Source organism: Nocardia veterana NBRC 100344, from assembly GCF_000308855.1.
Classification (GTDB): Bacteria; Actinomycetota; Actinomycetes; order Mycobacteriales; family Mycobacteriaceae; genus Nocardia; species Nocardia veterana.
In genome coordinates this window covers 1-12,710 of record NZ_BAGM01000108.1, presented here as the reverse complement: position 1 = coordinate 12,710, position 12,710 = coordinate 1, and the positions used below count along the sequence as shown (strand labels likewise).

The window sequence follows — 12,710 nt, the reverse complement described above, 5'->3', positions numbered from 1 at the left end:
ACAAGGAGATTCGATGTCAGCGGCAATCGAGGTCCGGAATCTGCGCAAGGATTTCGGATCGGTACGGGCTCTCGACGGCCTCGATCTGGAGGTCGCCGAAGGCGAGGTACACGGCTTCCTCGGACCCAACGGAGCCGGCAAATCCACCACCATCCGCATCCTGCTCGGCATTCTCGCGCGCACCTCCGGGCAGGCGCGGGTGCTCGGTCGCGATCCGTGGACCGATGCGGTCGCGTTGCACAGCGACATCGCCTATGTGCCCGGCGATGTCACGCTGTGGCCGACGTTGTCGGGCGGCGAGACGATCGACCTGCTGGCGCGGATGCGCGGCGGACTCGACGCCGGGCGGCGAGCCGAGTTGATCGAGCGATTCGAACTCGATCCGCGCAAGAAGGCGCGCACCTATTCCAAGGGCAACCGGCAGAAGGTCGCCCTGGTTTCGGCCTTCTCCTCGAATGCCCGGCTGCTGTTGCTCGACGAGCCGACCTCCGGGCTGGACCCGTTGATGGAACAGGTGTTTCGGGAATGCGCGCGGGAGGCCGCCGAGCGCGGGTGCACCGTCCTGCTGTCCAGCCACATCCTCTCCGAGGTGGAGGTGCTGTGCGAGCGGGTGACGATCATCCGCGCGGGCCGGACCGTGGAAAGCGGCACGCTCGCCGATATGCGCCACCTGAGCCGCACCTCGATTCAGGCCGAATTGATCGGTGACCCGGGCGATCTCGGTGCCATCGCGGGGGTCGAGGATGTCACCGTCGAGGGTCATATGCTGCACTGCCAGGTCGACGGCGAACATCTCGGCGAGCTCATCCGGGTGCTCGGCGATGCGGGGGTGCGCAGCCTGGTGAGCCAGCCGCCGACGCTGGAAGAGCTGTTCCTGCGCCACTATTCGCTCGACGGGCAGCCCGCCGCCGATTCCCGCGAAGCCGCGGACCGCGCACTCAGCGAGGCGGCGAAATGAGCACCGCCACCATCGCCCGCCCGTACGGTGGTTTCGCCGAATCCGCCCGGGGCGGTTCGGAATTCACCGGCACCGGCCAACTGCTGCGGCTGGCGCTGCGCCGCGACCGTATCGTGCTGCCGCTGTGGGTGCTGCTGTTGTCGCTGCCCCTGGGCAGTGTGTACGTGGGCAGCATCGACAAACTGTATTCCTCGCCCGCCGATCTGGAAGGTTTCGCGCGGACCGTCCTGTCCAGCCCCGCCCAATTGGCGATGTACGGCCCGATCTACAACACCACCCTCGGCGCGGCCGGTGTGTGGAAGGCCGGGGCGTTCTACACCCTGATCGGCATCGCCACCATTCTGACCGTCATCCGGCACACCCGCGCCGAGGAGGAAACCGGCCGCGAGGAACTGCTCGCCTCCACCCGGGTCGGACGGTTCGCCCCGCTGACGGCAACCCTGCTGCTGACCTGCGGCGCCTGCCTAGCTGTCGGACTCGTCGCGACGGTGAGCATCGCCGGAGCCGGGGTCCCGGTCGACGGCTCGCTGGCCTTCGGCGCCGCACTGGCCGCCTCCGGTATCGTCTTCGCGGCCGTCGCGGCGGTGACCGCGCAGCTCAGTGCCGGCGCCCGGATCGCCCGGGGGATCGCCCTGGCCGTTCTGGCGGTGACCTTCACGCTGCGCGCGATCGGTGACGCCCGGGCCGCCGACGGTCCGACCGACATCCTGACCTGGTTGTCCCCGCAGGGCTGGTCGCTGCAGGTCCGTCCGTTCGCCGGCGACCGATGGTGGGTGTTGGTGCTGCACGCGGTGGCCGCGACCGTACTGATCGCCGTGGCGTACACCCTGCTGCGCCGGCGCGACACCGGCGCCGGCCTGATCGCCGAACGTCCCGGTCCGGCGGCCGGCTCGGCCCTGCTGAGCGGACCGCTCGGGCTGGCGTGGCGGCTGCAGCGCGGCACCCTGCTGGCATGGACGGTCGGGCTGGCACTCTACGGCCTCATCATCGGCAGCGTCATCCACGGCATCGGTGACGAGATCGGTTCCAGCCAGGCCGTGCGCGATGTCATCGCGCGACTCGGCGGTTCGCAGGGTGTGGAACAGGGCTTCCTCAACACCGCCTATTCGATGGTGGGGTTGGCCGCGGCGGCCTACTCGATCTCGGCCGCGCTGCGAATGTTCGCCGAGGAGAGCAACGATCGCGCGGAAATCGTGCTGACCGGAGCGGTCGGCCGGATCCGCTGGGCGGCAACACATCTGATCTTCGCCTTCGGCGGACCGGTGCTCGCGCTGTTCATCTCGGGCGCGATCGGTGGACTCGCCTACGGGATCGCCGCCGACGATCTGGGCGGCAAGGTCCCGCAGACCCTGGGCGCCGCGCTGATCCAGGTTCCGGCGGTCTGGGTCTTCACCGCCGCCACCGTGCTGCTGTTCGGGCTGCTACCCCGGTGGACCCCGGTCGCGTGGGGGGTGTTCACCGCCGGCGTCGCCGTCTATCTCCTGGGCTCGATTTCCGGTGTGCCGCAATGGGTTCTGGATGTCAATCCCTACGCTCACCTGCCGAAACTGCCGGCCGAGGAGTTCCGTGCGACGCCGGTGCTCGCGCTGGTCGCGCTCGCCGCGGCCCTCACCGCCGTGGGGCTGGCGGGCTGGCGTCGACGCGATCTGCGCTGAACGCCATCGCAGGTCACCGCCCGGCCGCGACAGATTTCGCGGCCGGGCGGTCCGCTTCCGGGAGCGGTCGCGGTGCCGAGCCGATACCATTGGCACAGTGGGTAATTCGGTGCGGGGAGGCGGGGAGTGTACGAGCGCGGAATACTGATCGAGGTCGCGCCCCGTGGCTGGCTGATTCTCGCCATCGTCTGCCTGGGCGGCGCGGTCTTCGTGGCGCTGCTGGTGATGCTGCTGGTCAGCAATGACAAATTCGACGATCCGTCGCGAGCGCCGACCGTTCCGCCCGGAACCTGTACGCCGTTCTGCTACCGCCCGGGCACCCCCGGCGTCACCCAGCCGCCGCCTCCGGCCCAGTACCCGATGCCGGGTCGCTGACGGTCGGGTTCAGACCCACACACCCTTGCCGACGGTGACCACGCCGCCGTTGCTCACCGCGAACCGTTCCCGGTCGCGCTCGAGGTCGACGCCGATGATCTCGCCCTCGCCGACCATGACGTTCTTGTCCAGAATCGCGCGGCGCACCACCGCGCCCCGGCCGATCCGCACACCGGGCATCAGCACGCTGCCCTCCACGGTCGCCCCGTCCTCGATGAGCACGTTGGAACTGAGCACCGAATTGCGAACCGTCGCCGCGGACAGAATGCTGCCGGCCCCCACGATCGACTCCTGGGCCAGTCCGCCCTGGGCGAATTTCGCCGGCGCCAGATTCTCCGCCGCGCCACGGATGGGCCAATGTTTGTTGTACAGGTTGAAGATCGGATGGACCGAGACCAGATCCATATGGGCGGCATAGAAGGCGTCGATGGTCCCCACATCACGCCAATAGCCGCGGTCGCGGTCGGTCGAACCCGGGACGTCGTTGCGGGCGAAGTCGTAGACACCGGCCTGGCCCTGGGCGACCAGCGCCGGAATGATGTCGCCGCCCATATCGTGGTCGGAATCGACGTCGTCGGCATCGGCGCGGATCGCGTCGACCAGCACCTTGGTGGTGAACACGTAGTTGCCCATCGACGCGAAGGTCATATTCGGGTCGTCGGGGGTACCGGGCGGATGGACCGGCTTCTCCAGGAATTGCGTGATGCGTCCGGACTCGTCGGAATCGATACAGCCGAACGCCCCGGCCTCGCTGCGCGGTACCCGGATCCCCGCGACCGTGACCCCGGCCCCGGAGTCGATGTGGTGGGCCACCATCTGTTCGGGATCCATGCGGTAGACGTGGTCGGCGCCGAATACGACGATGTAATCGGGGTCCTCGTCGTAGATCAGGTTCAGCGACTGCATGATCGCATCGGCGCTGCCGGTGTACCAGCGCGGTCCGAGGCGTTGCTGGGCCGGCACCGGGGTGATGTATTCGCCGCCGAAACCCGACAGCCGCCACGTCTGGGAAATGTGCCGGTCCAGGGAATGCGATTTGTATTGAGTGAGTACGCAGATGCGCAGATATCCGGCGTTGACGAGGTTGGAGAGGACGAAATCGATCAGGCGGTAGGCGCCTCCGAACGGGACCGCGGGCTTGGCGCGGTCCTTGGTGAGGGGAAAGAGTCGTTTACCCTCACCACCGGCTAGCACTACCCCGAGTACGTGCGGCTGGCTCCTCACGGAATTCAACCTACCGTCCGAGGCCAGAGCCCGTCCGATGCCGGTTCGTCCGGCGTGGCCGTCCGGAGCGGGATGGCGGGTCGAGTGTGGTGGCGACCGGGCGCACGGATTAGGTTGGACCGGTGAGTTTCGCGGATGGCGGCCGCGAGCCGATTCTCCCGGTGGACGCCGACCGGCTGCGGGTCGCGATGCTGACCCGTGAGTATCCACCCGAGGTGTACGGCGGGGCCGGGGTGCACGTGACCGAGCTGGTCCCACAGCTGCGTCGGCTGTGCGACGTGACGGTGCACTGTATGGGCGCCGAGCGTGCCGACGCGGTGGTGCATCAACCCGATCCGATGCTCTACGCGGCCAATTCCGCCCTGCAGATGATGTCGGCCCAACTGCGGATGGCCGATTCCGTCGGCAACGTCGACGTGGTGCATTCGCACACCTGGTACACCGGGCTGGCCGGACACCTCGCGGCCACCCTCTACGGCATTCCGCACGTGCTCACCGCCCATTCGCTGGAACCGCGGCGGCCGTGGAAGGCCGAACAGCTCGGCGGTGGATACCGGCTCTCCTCCTGGTCGGAACGGGCTGCGATCGAGAACGCCGACGCGGTGATCGCGGTGAGCGAGGGGATGCGGCACGACGTCCTCGACGCCTACCCCACGGTCGATCCGTCCCGCGTCCACGTGGTGCACAACGGCATCGACACCCGGGCCTGGTTCCCCGGTGGACCGGTCGCGGAGGCCCGGGACGTACTCGCCGAGCTGGGGGTGCGCACCGACGCGCCGATCGCGGCCTTCGTCGGGCGCATCACTCGGCAGAAGGGCGTCGCGCATCTGCTGGCCGCGGCCCGCGATATCGATCCCGATATCCAGCTGGTGCTGTGCGCGGGTGCGCCGGACACCTCGGAACTGGAGGCCGAGGCCGAGCGCGCGGTGCGTGAACTCGCCGAGATCCGCGGTGGTGTCTTCTGGGTGCGCGATATGCTCCCGGCCGAGCAGGTTCGGCAAATCCTCTCGGCCGCAACGGTATTCATCTGCCCGTCGGTCTACGAGCCGCTCGGAATCGTGAACCTCGAGGCGATGGCCTGCGGTACCGCCGTGGTCGCCTCGGATGTGGGCGGAATTCCGGAGGTGGTCGCGGACGGTCAGACCGGTCGGCTGGTGCACTACGACCCGCGGCGGCCGCGCGAGTTCGAACGCGATCTCGCCGCCGCCGTGAACACGCTGGCCGCCGACCCGGATACGGCCGCGCGCTACGGCGCGGCCGGCCGGGCCCGGGCGATGGCGGAATTCAGCTGGGCGCAGGTCGCCGCCCGCACCACCGACCTCTACGACCGCATCCGTAAGGGCTGACGCCCGGGCAGGCAACGCTGCGCCGGGCGCAGGGCCCACGAGGCGATCGTCAGGACCGCCAACACGGTCAGCACCGCGACCTCGCCCCGGGCGTAGCCGGTCGTCAGATGCGAGACGATGGCACCGGTGTAGACGAAAAACGTTCCGGCATAAGCCCATTCCTTCAGCAGCGGCAGGCGCGGGAGGGTCAGTGCGATCGCCGCCGCCAGTTTCCAGGCGCCGAGGAGGACCAGGAAGTATTCGGGATAGCCGAGGTGGGTCACCACATCTCGGACGAACGGGATGCGGGCGATATCCCAGATGCCGCCCACCGCCGCTTCGGCGACGACGGCCGCGGTGGCGACCCGGTACCCGATGACGCGGTAGCGATCGGTCGTTGCCGCGCGTTCCGTGGATGGCGTCCGATGGGCGCCGGGCACGGACCCGGTGTCGACCGAATCGGTGTGGGGAAGGTCACTCATGAGCGTCTCCTCGCTGGCTATGGTGGACGCGGATACCGACACCGCGCCGGGCCCCGCAGGATGCGAGGGGACCGACGGCAGTCCCACGGATCCACTGATACGGCGGATCGCATGCCGAGGATGTGACGGGTGAGCGAGCGCGAACAGGCCCTGCGCCGACTGCACGAACAACGCCCGCGGCTGCGCGCCCTGGCCCATCGCATCCTGGGGTCCGCACGCGATGCCGAGGACGCGGTCCAGGAGACCTATCTGCGGATCCACCGCAGTCCACCGCACGGCGTCGGCAATCTCGACGCCTGGCTCACCACCGCCGTCGCGCACACCTGCCTGGACCGGCTGCGCGCCGAACGGGCCCGGCCGGAGCTGCCCAGCGGTACCGTGCTGCCGGATCCACTGCTGGTGAGTACCGACCACGGCCCGGAAGAGCAAGCGCTACTGGCGGATTCGATCGGGCTGGCCATGCAGGTGGTGCTGTCGCGACTGGCACCGGCCGAGCGGATCGCGTTCGTCCTGCACGACAGTTTCGGCGTGCCGTTCGAGCAGATCGCGGTGCTGCTGGACCGAACGCCGGCCGCCGCACGCCAATTGGCCGGCCGGGCCCGCCGCCGGGTGCACGAGGCTCCTGTCCCCGACGGTGATCGCGCGGCGCAGCGGCAGGTCGTCGACGCCTTCTTCGCCGCGGCCCGGCGCGGCGACTTCGATGCGCTGGTGGCTCAGCTGGATCCGCAGATCACCCTGCGGGCCGATGCGGGCCGGGGCACCGGTTGGGAAATCCACGGACCGGGCGATACGGCGCGGCGGGCACTGCTGTTCGCTCGGCCTTCCTCCGATGTGCGTCCGGTGCTGGTGAACGGCGCGGCCGGCGCACTGATCATGTTCGACGATCGGCCGGGAGTGCTGATCGGCTTCACGGTGACCGGGGGACGCGTCGCCGACATGTCCGTCTATGCCGAGCGGGAGCGGGTGGCTGCACTGCTCGGATGAGAGCGGCCGGCCATCGGTCCGGGCGGCGGACGATGGAGACCGGCATCGCCGAGCGCGGGAATCGCGATCGGCTCAGCGGTGGTAGGTGGTGACGGTGACCGATGCGGTCACCGGGACCGGGTTCGGGAGGGCGGCGATCAGATCGTGGCGGGATTCGGCGGCGTGGTGGGCCGACGGGCCCATGCCGACCACCTGCGCCACCGCCGCGTGCGCCAAGGTCATCGGATATTCCACGGTGTTCCGCTCACCGAGCCGAAAATGCGCGGACAGGGCGCCGGTCAGCCGCTCGTCCTTGTCGGCCTGCACGCCGACCATGCCGAGCGGCGCAATGAGCTCACCGAGATGGCGCGGGGTCGGCGTGACGACGACGAACCTGCCACCGGGCCGGAGCACGCGCGCGACCTCCTCGGGGTTGCGCGGCGCGAAAACCGACAGGACCCGGCTCAGCGCGTGATTCCGGATCGGCAGCCCACGCCACACGTCGGCAAGGACCGACGCCGCGCGGGGATGGACGCGAGCGGCTCGGCGCGCCGCCGGCTTCGACACGTCGAGCGCGATACCGCGAGCCTCCGGGACGGCATCCAATGCGGCGCACAGGTAATAACCGGTTCCGGCCCCGATCTCGAGGATCGTGCCGCTGTCGTCGACGTCCGTCGGTCGCGCCACGGCGTCGGCCACGGCGCGGGCGATGGGTTCGAAATATCCGGCGGACTGGAACCGGGCACGGGCGTCGAGCATGTCGGCGGTATCACCGCTCATCTTGGTCGCGGCGCCGGTCAACAGGCTGACATAGCCCTGTCTGGCGATATCGAAGCTGTGGCCGGATGCGCACAGGAGGCGGCGCTCTCGCACCACGACATCCGCGCGGCATTCCGGACAGGCCAACGCCGGGGCGACGGCCGCCAGCGGCGAAGCGGCGGCCGGGTGCCGATCCGTTGCCGACGATGCCGCACCGGGCATCGGCGCAGGCGTGAATTCCGGCTCACTCATGCCATGTGACCGGGGGACCGGCTACTCCGCCGAGCGGATCGAGGTGGCGCGCGCAGATCCGGCCATCGCAGCGGCCGGATCTGCGCGCACGGGGCCGCGCCGGCAATTTCGTCACCGGTTGTTTCGGTTGGGTCGAGCGGCTAGCTGGTGACCGCGGTGAGCTCTTTGCCGAGAGCTGCCGCTTCCTCCGGCGTGAGCTCGACGACCAAACGCCCGCCACCCTCGAGTGGAACCCGCATGACGATTCCACGCCCTTCCTTGGTTGCCTCGAGGGGACCGTCCCCGGTGCGGGGCTTCATGGCCGCCATCCTCTGCTCCCTCCAGATCCGCGCGGTCTGCTGCGCACTTCTCGGAACTAATGTGTGTTGTCACCAACAGACAGCCGCCGGACGCGAGGCACGCGTCCGGTGGGCTGCACCATGCCTATTCTTCCTTATCAGCGAACCGGCCGGGTACCTGAGTTCGAAAACCGACCGGCGTGGCGCGCGATCAACGCCGCAGATCGACCCAGCAATCGGCCAGATGATCGTCGACCATTCCGGTCGCCTGCATCAGCGCGTAGGCCGTCGTCGGGCCGACGAAACGAAACCCTCGTTTCTTGAGTTCTCTTGCGAGAGCTACGGATTCGGGTGTGACGGCGGGCACGTCGGCCAGTGTGCGCGGGCGCGGTCGCGCCGGCGGGGCGAAGGACCAGAGCAGCTCGTCCAGTCCCGGATTCAGCTCCAGCGCAACCCTGGCATTGGCGACACACGCGACGATTTTGGCGCGATTGCGCACGATGCCGGGATCGGCCAGCAGGCGTTCCACGTCGGCGTCACCGAATTCGGCCACCCGTTCGATGACGAAGCCGTCGAAGGCCGCTCGGAACGCGGGCCGTTTGCGCAGGATCGTGATCCACGACAATCCCGACTGGAACGCCTCCAGGCACATCCGCTCGAACAGCGCGTCGTCCCCGTGCAGTGGCCGGCCCCACTCGGTGTCGTGGTAGTCCCGATACAGCTGCGACGACTGCGACCACCCGCACCGCACCTTCCCGTCGGCGACTGCCGCCTCGACGCTCAACGCGGTCCTCCGGTGGCCGAATTCGGATCTCCGGGCAGCGGTGGGGGAGCCCAGGACCCCGTCGACCCGAGATCGGACGGCGCGGTGAATCCGCCCTGCGGGCCGCTACCCGGAATCCCGGTATTCGAGATTCCCGGACTCGCGGGCCCACCGAGGCCGGGCGGCTCCGGGACCGCCGGGATGCCCGGTGCGGTGCCGCCGAACCCAGCGGTGCTCGAACCTGGCCCGGGTTGGGCCGAGCCCGGTGCCGCGGGGGCCGGGAACTCGCTGGTGCCCGACGGCGGGACGGCGGCGCTGTTCGCGCTCGGTACGGCAGCGGCACTCGGATGCGCGGCGTCGAAACCGTTCGGGTTCGGCGATGGGCTGGGGCCGGGACCGCCGCTGGGCGTACCGGAGCCGGATGCGGGGATCGGGCCGGCCGGTGCGGGGCCGAACCCGGTGGCGGCGGGTGACGCGGGCTGTGCCGTGCCGAACGGGTAGGCGTCGGATGCCGCCAGGGTGGGCGGGTACGCGCCGCCGAATCCGTTCGTACCCGCAGCGCTCGCCTGGGGCGGCACGAAGCCCGCGCCGGGGGAGGCGGGGCCGGCCGGCGTACCCGGGAACGTGCCGGTGACGAAATTGGATGTGGTCCCACTGTCGGGCCCGAGGGTGTTGTACGGAGTCGAATTCGATTGGGGCGGTGCGGTTTCGGTGTGCCCGGCGGCGATCGTGGGGGCGCCGGCCGAGGTCCCGCCGCTGCTCTGCGCCAGCTGCGCCTCCAGCTCGTCGATGCGCGCGGCCAACCGGCTCAGTGCCCAGTCGACCTCGCCCGCCTTATAGCCCCGGAACACCTGCTGGAATCGCAACGCGCGCACGTCGGCCCCGCGAATCCCGGTGGCCGGCAGCACCGTCACCGTCGTGCCCTCGGGCAGCGGACCCAATTCCTCCCCGCGCCCGAACACCGCGCTGGCCACCAGGAACAGCAGCGCGGCCACCAAGCCGACGATGAGCACGTACAACAGCAGCGTGAGCATGTGTCGAGCTTAGGTGGCGACACCGACAGTGATCCCGGCAGCCAGGGCCGTCGCGGCGGCGTACCGGGGCTTCGCGGCGCGCAGCCGTGCGGGCGCGCCGCAGCCCTGTCCGGGATGGGCGCGTGCGCCCGGGCTTCTACAGGTGGCGGGTGGTGTCGATGCCCAGCGACATGCCCGCCAGACCGCGACGGCGCACGGCCAACTTGTCGGCGATACCGCGAAGCGCTCGAGCGGCAGGGTTTTCCGGGTCACGCAGCACGATCGGGGTGCCTTCGTCGCCGGCTTCGCGCAGTTCCTGGGTGATCGGAATCTGGCCGAGCAGCGGGACGTCGGCGCCGACCGCGCGGCTGAGGCGATCCGCCACGGCCTGGCCGCCGCCGGAACCGTAGAGGTCCATGCGGGAACCGTCGGGCAGGTCCAGCCACGACATGTTCTCCACCACGCCCGCGATGCGCTGGCGGGTCTGCAGGGCGATGGCGCCGGCCCGCTCGGCGACCTCGGCGGCGGCGGGCTGCGGAGTGGTGACCACCAGGATCTCGGCATTCGGGATCAGCTGCGCGATGGAGATCGCGACGTCGCCGGTGCCGGGTGGGAGATCCAGCAGCAGGACGTCCAGATCACCCCAGAACACATCGGCCAGGAACTGTTGCAGCGCGCGGTGCAGCATCGGGCCGCGCCACACCACCGGCGTATTGCCCTGGGTGAACATGGCGATCGAGATGACCTTCACATCGTGCGCGATCGGCGGCATGATCATCCGCTCCACCTGCGTGGGGCGCTGCTCGGTGCCGAGCATGCGCGGCACCGAGTGACCGTAGATATCGGCGTCGAGAACACCGACGGACAACCCGCGCGCGGCGAGCGCGGCGGCGAGATTGACGGTGACGCTGGACTTGCCGACGCCGCCCTTACCGGAGGCGACGGCATATACCCGGGTCAAGGAGCCGGGCTGGGCGAATGGGATGACCGGTTCGGCGGAATCGCCGCGTAACTGCTTGCGCAGTTCGGTGCGCTGCTCGTCGTTCATCACGTCGAGGTCGACCGTCACCGCGCCGACCCCGGCCACGTCGGCGACCGCCTTGGTGACCATGTCGGTGAGGGTGGTGCGCAGCGGGCAGGCCGCCGTGGTGAGGTAGATCTCGACGTGGACGCTGCTGTCCTCGCGAACCACGACGCTCTTCACCATGCCGAGTTCCGTGATCGGCTTGCGGATCTCCGGGTCGTTCACCTTTGCGAGCGCGCCCCGCACATCCGTTTCCGTAACCACTGGCATACGGCTGAGTCTAGCGACCGGAGCGACGCGGCCGGAGACGGCAGCCTGCGTAACCACGGAGGCCGCCGCGAAGGTCGCCAATTGATACAGCGACCGGAGCGACGCGGCCGGAGGCGGCAGCCTGCGTGACCGGGTCTCGCTCAGATCCGCGGTAGCTGGCTCGGCTTGGGGGCGACACCGGTGCGGTAGGCGACTTCCCAGGCCATCACGTTGGCGACATACGCCATCGAGTTGTTGTAGCGCATGATCGCCTTGGACTGCTGGGACAGATCCGACATGTCCAGTCCGCCCGAGCAGAGGTAGTTACCGGCGGTGAGGGCGGCGTCGAAGAGGTTCTGCGGGTCGGCGATCCCGTCGCCGTCGCCGTCCCCGGCGAACTTGCGCCAGGTTTCGGGTAGGAACTGCATGGGGCCGACCGCGCGGGTGTAGCCCTGCATCCCGCCGTCCAGTTCGTCACCGGTCGCGTGCACGACGTTGTTGCCCGCGAGGCTGCCGTCGAGGACCGGGCCGTAGATCGGTTCGAGGGCGACGCCCTTCGAGTCCGCCTTGCCGTAGGCGTGGTGGGATTCCACCTGACCGATACCGGCCAGCACCGACCACGGCATATGGCAGTCGGGCTGTTCCTGCGCCAGAATCCGTTCCGCGTTCTGATATGCCTCGTAGGCGATACCCGGAATGCCGTTCGGGCCGGCCGGCAGATCGGCGGCGACCCGACCCGCCGGCTGCGCAACGGTTTTCGAGATCGGGGGTCCCGGATGTTTTGCGGCACGCAGCGTTTCGTCCGCGGCCTCTTTTTTCTCGACGGCCTGCCGGGCGCCGTCGGGAGTGTGTTGCGGCAGAGCCACGGCGGTGAATTCGCCGGTGTTCACCTCGGCGGCAGAGGCGCCGACGGCGACGAGTCCCGCGGGGACGAGTCCGGTCAGTGCGATAACGGATCCGCGCCGGACAGGGGTGGCCGGCTGCTTACGGTGACGTCCCACGATGTGGTGACCCTCCAATGCTCGCTGTGAGCTTTTCGTGACACAACGAGATCAGATTACCGCATCCGAGACCTTTTCGTTACTGCTTCGTGACCGGGTGTCCCGTTTACGCCGAAACCCCTGCCTCAGCAGGGGTTCCGATCGTCGCGCGAGGGGGTGCGGCCTATCTCGGTGGGGCCGGCGGAGCGGGCAGCGGAATCACGATGCCGAACGGCAGCGTGATCCCCGGCGCCTGGGTCGGCGGGGGCGGTGCGGCCGGTGCGGGAGCCGCCGCCTCCGGCCCGGGTTCCGGTGTCTTGGAAGGCATTTGTGCCTGCTCCGGAGCCGGGCTGTCGTCCGGCCGGCCGGGCGCGGGCGGCTGCGCCGGGGCCCCGGGTGCGGCCTGCCCC

At 69.6% G+C, this 12,710-nt stretch carries 12 protein-coding genes and 2 pseudogenes; 5 read left to right on the top strand and 9 right to left on the bottom strand.

The window, feature by feature from the left end:
- Positions 1 to 13: 13 nt before the first annotated feature.
- The 3 genes from ON37_RS20535 to ON37_RS20525 all read left to right on the top strand — a co-directional run bounded on the left by ON37_RS20535 (position 14) and on the right by ON37_RS20525 (position 2,988).
- A complete protein-coding gene (locus ON37_RS20535) occupies positions 14 to 958 on the top strand; it encodes an ABC transporter ATP-binding protein (protein WP_040721553.1) in 945 nt (314 codons plus the stop codon).
- Positions 955 to 2,613, top strand: coding sequence for an ABC transporter permease (locus ON37_RS20530; RefSeq protein WP_085997353.1), 1,659 nt, complete (start codon positions 955 to 957; stop codon positions 2,611 to 2,613). The genes ON37_RS20535 and ON37_RS20530 overlap by 4 nt, the downstream gene beginning before the upstream one ends.
- 126 nt (positions 2,614 to 2,739) lie before the next feature.
- Positions 2,740 to 2,988 carry a hypothetical protein gene (locus ON37_RS20525; RefSeq protein ID WP_040721552.1) on the top strand — a complete coding sequence of 83 codons (249 nt, stop codon included), beginning with the start codon at positions 2,740 to 2,742 and terminating at the stop codon, positions 2,986 to 2,988.
- Between the two features lie 9 nt (positions 2,989 to 2,997).
- Here ON37_RS20525 and glgC read toward each other — a convergent pair whose 3' ends face one another.
- Positions 2,998 to 4,212, bottom strand: a complete 1,215-nt coding sequence (gene glgC / locus ON37_RS20520; RefSeq protein ID WP_040721551.1) for a glucose-1-phosphate adenylyltransferase — start codon at positions 4,210 to 4,212, stop codon at positions 2,998 to 3,000.
- 176 nt (positions 4,213 to 4,388) lie between these two features.
- Here glgC and glgA point away from each other — a divergent pair, with 176 nt between their 5' ends.
- Entirely contained in the window at positions 4,389 to 5,558 is a 1,170-nt protein-coding gene (gene glgA / locus ON37_RS20515; protein WP_040721603.1) for a glycogen synthase, read from the top strand.
- On the opposite strand, the gene ON37_RS20510 is transcribed toward glgA, so the two are convergent.
- Positions 5,534 to 6,019, bottom strand: a complete 486-nt coding sequence (locus tag ON37_RS20510; RefSeq protein ID WP_083893155.1) for a DoxX family protein — start codon at positions 6,017 to 6,019, stop codon at positions 5,534 to 5,536. The genes glgA and ON37_RS20510 overlap by 25 nt on opposite strands.
- A 129-nt stretch (positions 6,020 to 6,148) precedes the next feature.
- Here ON37_RS20510 and ON37_RS20505 point away from each other — a divergent pair, with 129 nt between their 5' ends.
- Positions 6,149 to 7,003: a sigma-70 family RNA polymerase sigma factor gene (locus ON37_RS20505; RefSeq protein ID WP_051031834.1), complete on the top strand. Its 855-nt coding sequence runs from the start codon at positions 6,149 to 6,151 to the stop codon at positions 7,001 to 7,003.
- A gap of 72 nt (positions 7,004 to 7,075) precedes the next feature.
- Here the strand turns inward: ON37_RS20505 and ON37_RS20500 are convergent, their stop codons facing one another.
- The 7 genes and pseudogenes from ON37_RS20500 to ON37_RS33860 all read right to left on the bottom strand — a co-directional run.
- Positions 7,076 to 7,963 (bottom strand): putative RNA methyltransferase, encoded by an 888-nt coding sequence (locus tag ON37_RS20500; RefSeq protein ID WP_051031846.1) that lies wholly within the window; start codon positions 7,961 to 7,963, stop codon positions 7,076 to 7,078.
- 170 nt (positions 7,964 to 8,133) lie between these two features.
- Positions 8,134 to 8,301, bottom strand: a complete 168-nt coding sequence (locus ON37_RS31890; RefSeq protein ID WP_064902036.1) for a DUF3117 domain-containing protein — start codon at positions 8,299 to 8,301, stop codon at positions 8,134 to 8,136.
- A 181-nt stretch (positions 8,302 to 8,482) separates the two neighbouring features.
- On the bottom strand, positions 8,483 to 9,055 hold the full coding sequence (locus ON37_RS20495) for a DNA-3-methyladenine glycosylase I (RefSeq protein WP_040721550.1): 573 nt from the start codon (positions 9,053 to 9,055) through the stop codon (positions 8,483 to 8,485).
- A 731-nt stretch (positions 9,056 to 9,786) separates the two neighbouring features.
- Positions 9,787 to 10,068, bottom strand: a pseudogene (locus tag ON37_RS20490) (DivIVA domain-containing protein); the annotation flags it as partial.
- Between the two features lie 136 nt (positions 10,069 to 10,204).
- Entirely contained in the window at positions 10,205 to 11,341 is a 1,137-nt protein-coding gene (locus ON37_RS20485; protein WP_040721549.1) for an Mrp/NBP35 family ATP-binding protein, read from the bottom strand.
- A 140-nt stretch (positions 11,342 to 11,481) separates the two neighbouring features.
- Positions 11,482 to 12,321: a lytic transglycosylase domain-containing protein gene (locus ON37_RS33525; RefSeq protein ID WP_040721598.1), complete on the bottom strand. Its 840-nt coding sequence runs from the start codon at positions 12,319 to 12,321 to the stop codon at positions 11,482 to 11,484.
- Positions 12,322 to 12,484: 163 nt separating this feature from the next.
- A pseudogene (locus tag ON37_RS33860) lies at positions 12,485 to 12,710 on the bottom strand (lytic transglycosylase); the annotation flags it as partial.

What these genes read in the sequence shown, in the direction of transcription:
- ON37_RS20500 (WP_051031846.1), bottom strand. Translation starts at nt 7,963, where the DNA reads ATGCCCGGTGCGGCATCGTCGGCAACGGATCGGCACCCGGCCGCCGCT.
- ON37_RS20485 (WP_040721549.1), bottom strand. Translation starts at nt 11,341, where the DNA reads ATGCCAGTGGTTACGGAAACGGATGTGCGGGGCGCGCTCGCAAAGGTG.
- ON37_RS20530 (WP_085997353.1), top strand. Translation starts at nt 955, where the DNA reads ATGAGCACCGCCACCATCGCCCGCCCGTACGGTGGTTTCGCCGAATCC.
- ON37_RS31890 (WP_064902036.1), bottom strand. Translation starts at nt 8,301, where the DNA reads ATGGCGGCCATGAAGCCCCGCACCGGGGACGGTCCCCTCGAGGCAACC.
- ON37_RS20510 (WP_083893155.1), bottom strand. Translation starts at nt 6,019, where the DNA reads ATGAGTGACCTTCCCCACACCGATTCGGTCGACACCGGGTCCGTGCCC.
- ON37_RS20535 (WP_040721553.1), top strand. Translation starts at nt 14, where the DNA reads ATGTCAGCGGCAATCGAGGTCCGGAATCTGCGCAAGGATTTCGGATCG.